Origin of the sequence: Streptomyces anatolicus (assembly GCF_019400875.1) — a bacterium.
In the GTDB taxonomy this organism is placed as follows: domain Bacteria; phylum Actinomycetota; class Actinomycetes; order Streptomycetales; family Streptomycetaceae; genus Streptomyces; species Streptomyces anatolicus.
Genome location: NZ_WMBF01000361.1, coordinates 1 through 6,527 on the forward strand (window position 1 = coordinate 1; position 6,527 = coordinate 6,527).

The 6,527-nt window shown below is 71.9% G+C and carries 7 protein-coding genes; 5 read left to right on the plus strand and 2 right to left on the minus strand.

The genetic code is table 11. The features are described from left to right. Both GKQ77_RS24760 and GKQ77_RS24765 read right to left on the minus strand, forming a co-directional pair. Positions 1-822 (minus strand): DUF3097 domain-containing protein (locus tag GKQ77_RS24760; protein ID WP_219691147.1); only part of this gene is annotated, 822 nt, incomplete at its 3' end. Between the two features lie 35 nt (positions 823-857). Continuing rightward, on the minus strand, positions 858-1,601 hold the full coding sequence (locus GKQ77_RS24765) for an MBL fold metallo-hydrolase (RefSeq protein ID WP_258021904.1): 744 nt from the start codon (positions 1,599-1,601) through the stop codon (positions 858-860). Positions 1,602-1,776: 175 nt separating this feature from the next. Between GKQ77_RS24765 and hrcA the strand changes: the two genes are divergently transcribed. The 5 genes from hrcA to GKQ77_RS24790 all read left to right on the plus strand — a co-directional run. Beyond that, positions 1,777-2,793 carry a heat-inducible transcriptional repressor HrcA gene (gene hrcA / locus GKQ77_RS24770; RefSeq protein ID WP_125512720.1) on the plus strand — a complete coding sequence of 339 codons (1,017 nt, stop codon included), beginning with the start codon at positions 1,777-1,779 and terminating at the stop codon, positions 2,791-2,793. After that, positions 2,794-3,933 (plus strand): molecular chaperone DnaJ, encoded by a 1,140-nt coding sequence (gene dnaJ, locus GKQ77_RS24775; protein ID WP_219691148.1) that lies wholly within the window; start codon positions 2,794-2,796, stop codon positions 3,931-3,933. It abuts the gene before it with no gap. A 174-nt stretch (positions 3,934-4,107) separates the two neighbouring features. Next, positions 4,108-5,190, plus strand: coding sequence for a nitronate monooxygenase (locus GKQ77_RS24780; RefSeq protein ID WP_219691149.1), 1,083 nt, complete (start codon positions 4,108-4,110; stop codon positions 5,188-5,190). Next, complete coding sequence (locus GKQ77_RS24785) at positions 5,187-5,939, plus strand: 16S rRNA (uracil(1498)-N(3))-methyltransferase (RefSeq protein ID WP_219691150.1); 753 nt, start codon at positions 5,187-5,189, stop codon at positions 5,937-5,939. Before GKQ77_RS24780 ends, GKQ77_RS24785 begins: the two co-directional genes overlap by 4 nt. A gap of 84 nt (positions 5,940-6,023) precedes the next feature. Further along, positions 6,024-6,527, plus strand: a 504-nt coding sequence (locus GKQ77_RS24790; RefSeq protein ID WP_219691151.1) for a hypothetical protein, incomplete at its 3' end; no start/stop codon positions are given.

Sequence of the window (6,527 nt, forward strand, 5' to 3'; positions counted from 1 at the left end):
GGTCGTTACGAAGTCGATCAGTTCCTCCACCCGCCCCAGCAGCGCCGGCTCCAGGTCCCGATAGCTCCGCACCGAGCCCAGGATCCGCTGCCACGCCGCCCCCGTGTTCGAGGGCCAGCCCAGCGCCCCGCACACCCCCGTCTTCCAGTCCTGCCCCCTCGGCACCCGCGGCCACGCCTCGATGCCGACCGAGGACGGCTTCACCGCCTCCCACACATCGATGTAGGGGTGGCCCACCACCAGCGCGTACTCACCCGTGACCCGCGCCGCGATGCGGGACTCCTTGGAGCCGGGGACCAAGTGGTCCACCAGGACGCCCAGGCGCGCGTCGGGGCCGGGGGAGAACTCCGCGACGATCGCGGGCAGATCGTCGATGCCCTCCAGGTACTCGACGACCACGCCCTCGATCCGCAGGTCGTCGCCCCACACCCGCTCCACCAGCTCCGCGTCGTGCCGCCCCTCCACATAGATGCGCCCCGCCCGGGCGACCCTGGCCCGCGCCCCGGGGACGGCCACCGAACCGGACGCGGTACGGGACGGACGACGTACGGGAGAAGCCCCCGCCGCCGAGGCCGGGCGGACTAGAGTGACCGCCTTGCCCTCCAGGAGAAACCCCCCGGGCTCCATCGGGAAGACGCGGTGCTTGCCGAAGCGGTCCTCCAGCGTCACCGTCGGCCCCTGCGCCGTCTTCTCGCAGCGGATCACCGCCCCGCAGAAACCGGTGCCCAGCTCCTCCACCACGAGGCCGGCGTCCGCCGCCACCTCCGGCACGGGCTTCGGCTTCTTCCAGGGCGGCGTGAGATCGGCGGAGTACTGGCGCATTTTGCCGACGATAGGAAGAAGCCGCGGGCCGCCCGTTACGACACGCCGAAACGGGCCGCCAGTGTGGCCCGCTGCGCACGGACAAAAGCCGCATCCACTACCGCACCGTGCCCCGGCACATACCGCGCGTCCTGACCGCCCAGCTCCAGGAGCCGGTCCAGCGCCGCCGGCCACCGCGCGGGCACCGCGTCCGCGCCCGCCTGCGGTTCGCCCGACTCCTCGACCAGGTCCCCGCAGAAGACGATCTCCGGTCCCTCCTCGCCGCCCGGCACCAGGACCACCAGGTCGTGGCCCGAGTGGCCGGGCCCTACGTTCGCGAGCAGCACCTGCACACCGCCGCCGAGGTCGAGCGTCCACTCGCCGGACACCAGGTGGCGCGGGTGCACGAGGAGGTCCGCCGCCTCCGCCGCGGCCTCCGGGGCCACCCCGTGCCGCACCGCGTCCGCCCGCAGCTCCTCGGCGCCCCTGGCGAACACCGTGTCGATGCCCACCGCGCCGTACACCTCCACGCCCGCGAAGGCCGCGGCCCCGAGCACATGGTCGAAGTGCGGGTGCGTCAACGCGAGATGCGTCACGCGGCGGCCCCCGCCGACGATCTCCCTGGCCCGCGTCCGCAGCACCGCGCCCTCCGCCAGACCCGACCCCGCGTCGATCATCAGCGCCGCCCCCTCGCCGACGACGAGCCCCGCCGTGCAGTCCCACCCCGGCAGGCGGCACCGCCCCACCCGCGGCGACAGCCGCTCCCATCCCGCCGCTTCCCATGCCGGCTCCACATCCATACGGTGACGCTAGCCCCTGCGGCACCTGACGACCTCTCGGCAGACCGAGCAGGATCCGGCCTTGCCGCGCCCGTACCCGACGGCCGTACACTGAGCCTTTGACAGGCTGGCACTCACCCGCGTTGAGTGCCAGGCAGGGGATCACCGCGACGGATGACGGCTGGAGGTGTGCGCGATGCTCAGTGAACGCAGGCTCGAAGTGCTGCGCGCCATCGTCCACGACTATGTCGGGACGGAGGAGCCGGTCGGCTCCAAGGCGCTCACCGAGCGGCACAGTCTCGGCGTCTCCCCGGCGACCGTGCGCAACGACATGGCGGCGCTGGAGGAGGAAGGGTTCATCGCCCAGCCCCACACCAGCGCGGGCCGCATCCCGACCGACAAGGGGTACCGCCTCTTCGTCGACAAGCTCGCGGGCGTCAAGCCGATGACCACGCCCGAGCGGCGGGCCATCCAGAACTTCCTCGACGGCGCCGTCGACCTCGACGACGTCGTGGGGCGGACGGTGCGGCTGCTCGCGCAGCTGACGCGGCAGGTCGCCGTGGTGCAGTACCCCTCGCTCACGCGCTCGACCGTGCGCCACGTGGAGCTGCTCTCGCTCGCTCCGGCGCGCCTGATGCTCGTACTGATCACCGATACGGGCCGGGTCGAGCAGCGCATGATCGACTGTCCGGCCCCCTTCGGCGAGACCTCGCTCGCCGATCTGCGGGCGCGCCTCAACAGCAGGGTCGCGGGCCACCGCTTCGCGGATGTGCCGCAGCTGGTGCAGGACCTGCCCGAGGCCTTCGAGACCGAGGACCGCGGCACGGTCGCGACGGTCCTCTCCACCCTCCTCGAAACTCTTGTCGAGGAGACCGAGGAGCGGCTGATGATCGGCGGAACCGCCAATCTCACCCGCTTCGGACATGACTTTCCCCTCACCATCCGTCCCGTGCTCGAAGCGCTGGAGGAGCAGGTCGTGCTCCTCAAGTTGCTGGGCGAGGCGACGGATTCGGGCATGACCGTACGGATCGGTCATGAGAACGCCCATGAGGGCCTCAGCTCCACCTCCGTGGTCTCGGTCGGCTACGGTTCGGGCAGCGAGGCAGTCGCGAAACTAGGCGTGGTCGGACCGACCCGCATGGACTATCCGGGAACGATGGGAGCAGTACGCGCAGTGGCACGTTACGTCGGACAGATCCTGGCGGAGTCGTAAGTGGCCACGGACTACTACGCCGTACTCGGCGTGCGCCGCGACGCTTCCCAGGACGAGATCAAGAAGGCCTTCCGGAGGCTGGCGCGTGAGCTTCACCCGGATGTGAATCCGGACCCGAAGACTCAGGAGCGCTTCAAGGAGATCAACGCCGCGTACGAGGTGTTGTCGGACCCGCAGAAGAAGCAGGTCTACGACCTCGGCGGCGACCCCCTGTCCCAGGCGGGCGGCGGCGGAGGCGCGGGCGGCTTCGGCGCCGGTGGCTTCGGCAACTTCTCCGACATCATGGACGCGTTCTTCGGGACGGCGTCGCAGCGCGGGCCGCGCTCGCGTACGCGCCGTGGCCAGGACGCCATGATCCGGCTGGAGATCGACCTCGACGAGGCCGCCTTCGGGACCACCAAGGACATCCAGGTCGACACCGCCGTGGTGTGTACGACCTGTAGCGGTGAGGGTGCCGCGCCGGGGACCTCGGCGCAGACGTGTGACATGTGCCGCGGTCGCGGTGAGGTGTCGCAGGTCACGCGGTCCTTCCTCGGCCAGGTCATGACCTCGCGGCCGTGCCCGCAGTGCCAGGGGTTCGGCACGGTCGTGCCGACGCCCTGTCCGGAGTGTGCCGGTGACGGCCGGATCCGTTCGCGGCGCACGCTGACCGTGAAGATCCCGGCCGGTGTCGACAACGGCACGCGGATCCAGCTCGCGGGCGAGGGCGAGGTCGGGCCCGGTGGCGGGCCCGCCGGTGACCTCTACGTCGAGATCCACGAGCTGCCGCACGACGTCTTCCAGCGCCGTGGGGACGACCTGCACTGCACGGTCACCATTCCGATGACGGCGGCGGCGCTCGGCACGAAGGTGCCGTTGAAGACGCTCGACGGCATGGAGGAGGTCGACATCCGGCCCGGCACGCAGTCCGGGCAGTCGATCCCGCTGCACGGGCGCGGCATCACGCATCTGCGGGGTGGCGGGCGAGGTGACCTCATCGTGCACGTCGAGGTCCTCACGCCCTCGAAGCTTGATGCCGAGCAGGAGCGGGTTTTGCGGGAGCTTGCGCAGCTGCGGGGTGAGGAGCGGCCTACGGGGCAGTTTCAGCCGGGGCAGCAGGGGCTTTTCTCTCGCCTCAAAGATGCGTTCAACGGGCGGTAGCGCCTAGAGCGGGTTCCTTCTGTGCCCCCGGGCGGGTCTTCCGTGCCGGGGGCGGCCTGTTTTTGTGTGCGGGTTGAGGTTTGGTTGCTCGCGCAGTTCCCCGCGCCCCTTACGGGGCGCTCGGCCCTTAGGGCGCGATTCGGTTGGGTGAGTGGGGCGTGGGACTATGCGGGTATGTCCTCCGCACTGACCGAGCTCTGCCGTTATCCGATCGTGCAGGCCCCCATGGCGGGCGGTGCCTCCTGTCCGCAGTTGGCCGCGGCCGTTTCCGAGGCCGGTGGGATGGGGTTCCTCGCCGCCGGGTACAAGACCGCCGACGGGATGTACCAGGAGGTCAAGCAGCTGCGCAGCCTGACCTCGCGGCCCTTCGGCGTCAATCTCTTCATGCCGCAGCCCGACACGGCGGACGCCGCCGCCGTCGACGTCTACCGCAGCCAGCTCGCCGGTGAGGCCACCTGGTACGAGACTTCGCTCGGCGACCCGGACAGCGGGCGCGACGACGGGTACGACGCCAAGCTGGCGATCCTGCTCGACGACCCGGTGCCGCTCGTCTCCTTCACCTTCGGCTGCCCGACCCGTGACGTCCTCGACTCCTTCGCGCGCGTCGGCACCCTCACCGTCGTCACCGTCACCACGCCCGAAGAGGCGCAGGCCGCCCAGTGGGCCGGCGCCGACGCCGTCTGCGTGCAGGGCGTCGAGGCGGGCGGCCACCAGGGCACCCACCGCGACAACCCCGAGGCCGACGGCGCCGGGATCGGACTGCTCTCCCTCCTCACGCAGATCCGCGAGACCGTCCAGGTCCCCCTCGTCGCGGCCGGCGGCCTGATGCACGGCGCGCAGATCGCCGCGGTGCTCGCGGCGGGCGCGGACGCCGCGCAGCTCGGCACGGCGTTCCTGGTCACCCCGGAGTCGGGCGCCAACGCCCTGCACAAGCAGGCCATGACCAATCCGATGTTCCTGCGCACCGAGCTGACCCGGGCCTTCTCCGGGCGGCCCGCGCGCGGCCTCGTCAACCGCTTCATGCGCGAGCACGGGCCGTACGCGCCCGCCGCCTACCCCGAGGTGCACCACCTCACCAGCGGCCTGCGCAAGGCCGCCGCGAAGGCCGGTGACGCGCAGGGCATGGCGCTCTGGGCGGGGCAGGGCCACCGGCTCGCCAGGGAGCTGCCCGCCGGGCAGCTCGTGGAGGTCCTCGCGGCCGAACTCGCCGAGGCGAAGGGCGTGTTGGCCTCCGAGGGGCAGGGCGGCGAGGCGTGACCGCCCCTGTTTTCGTCGTCGAGCACTTCGACGAGCACTTCGACGCGGGCGGCGCTGGACGTTACGTACTCGACGGGCCCGAAGGGCGCCACGCGGTCTCCGTGAAGCGGCTGCGCGCCGGTGAGGACGTCGTCCTGACCGACGGCGCCGGGCGGTGGGCGGAGTGCGTGGTCGTCGACACCGAGGGCAAGGACCGGCTCGTGGTGCGTGTGGACTCCGTGCGCGAGGAGCCCGAGCAGGAGCCCCGGATCACCGTCGTCCAGGCGCTGCCCAAGGGCGACCGGGGTGAACTGGCCGTCGAGACCATGACGGAGACCGGCGTCGACGCCGTCGTGCCGTGGACCGCCTCTCGGTGCATCACGCAGTGGAAGGGCGAGCGCGGCCTCAAGGCGCTCGCCAAGTGGCGGGCCACCGCGCGCGAGGCGGGCAAGCAGTCGCGCCGGGTGCGCTTCCCCGAGGTGGCCGACGCGGCCTCGACCAAGCAGGTCGCCGCCCTGCTCGCGGGCGCCGACTTCGCCGCCGTCCTGCACGAGGAGGGCAGCGAACCGCTGGCCACCGCCCCGCTCCCGTCGACCGGACACATCGTGCTGGTGGTCGGGCCCGAAGGGGGCGTCTCCCCGGACGAGTTGGCGGCGTTCGCCGAGGCCGGGGCGAAGCCCTACCGCCTCGGCCGCAGCGTGCTGCGCACCTCGACCGCGGGCACGGCCGCCACCGCGCTCCTCCTCGGCCGCACGGGCCGCTGGTCCTGACGCCCGCCGGGCGGCCGGGCGCCACCCGACAGATGGCCGCATGCGGTCTACCGCGCGGGCGTTCGGAGTGGCACTCTGCCGCCTATGGGGGCATTGAGACGGTTACAGCAGCGGAACGTGTGGCAGCGGCGCAAGCCGATCCTGTACGCCGTCGGGCTCGCCGGCGCCGCCACGCTCGGCGTCAGCGCGTGCGAGCCCGGAGGCGGTGACCTGAACACCTCGGCGGTCGCGCTCACCGTGGACGAGATGGGCACCAAGGCGCTGGAGCGGCAGCGCCTCGACGTGGCGTGGATCAGCTGTACGGCCCGCTACGAGGACCGCGTGACGCCCAAGAGCGGCTCTCCCACCCGCGAGGCCGTCGTCGAGGTGGACTGCCAGGGCGAGTCCGACAGCGACCAGGACATCACCATCAAGGGCAAGGTGCACGCGGTCGTCGACGGCAGATGCGTACGCGGCAACCTCACCGCGAAGGTCGACGGCAAGGAGTGGTTCCAGGTCGACGTCCTCGGCAACTGCGGGGCGGACGACGGCAACGACGACGGCGACGACGACGGTAATGGCAAGCCTTCGCCGCCGCCCTCCCCCGGC

Bases quoted from the DNA above. Each gene is read 5' to 3' on its own strand.
- GKQ77_RS24765 (WP_258021904.1), bottom strand. From the start codon at position 1,601: ATGGATGTGGAGCCGGCATGGGAAGCGGCGGGATGGGAGCGGCTGTCG.
- hrcA (WP_125512720.1), top strand. From the start codon at position 1,777: ATGCTCAGTGAACGCAGGCTCGAAGTGCTGCGCGCCATCGTCCACGAC.
- GKQ77_RS24780 (WP_219691149.1), top strand. From the start codon at position 4,108: ATGTCCTCCGCACTGACCGAGCTCTGCCGTTATCCGATCGTGCAGGCC.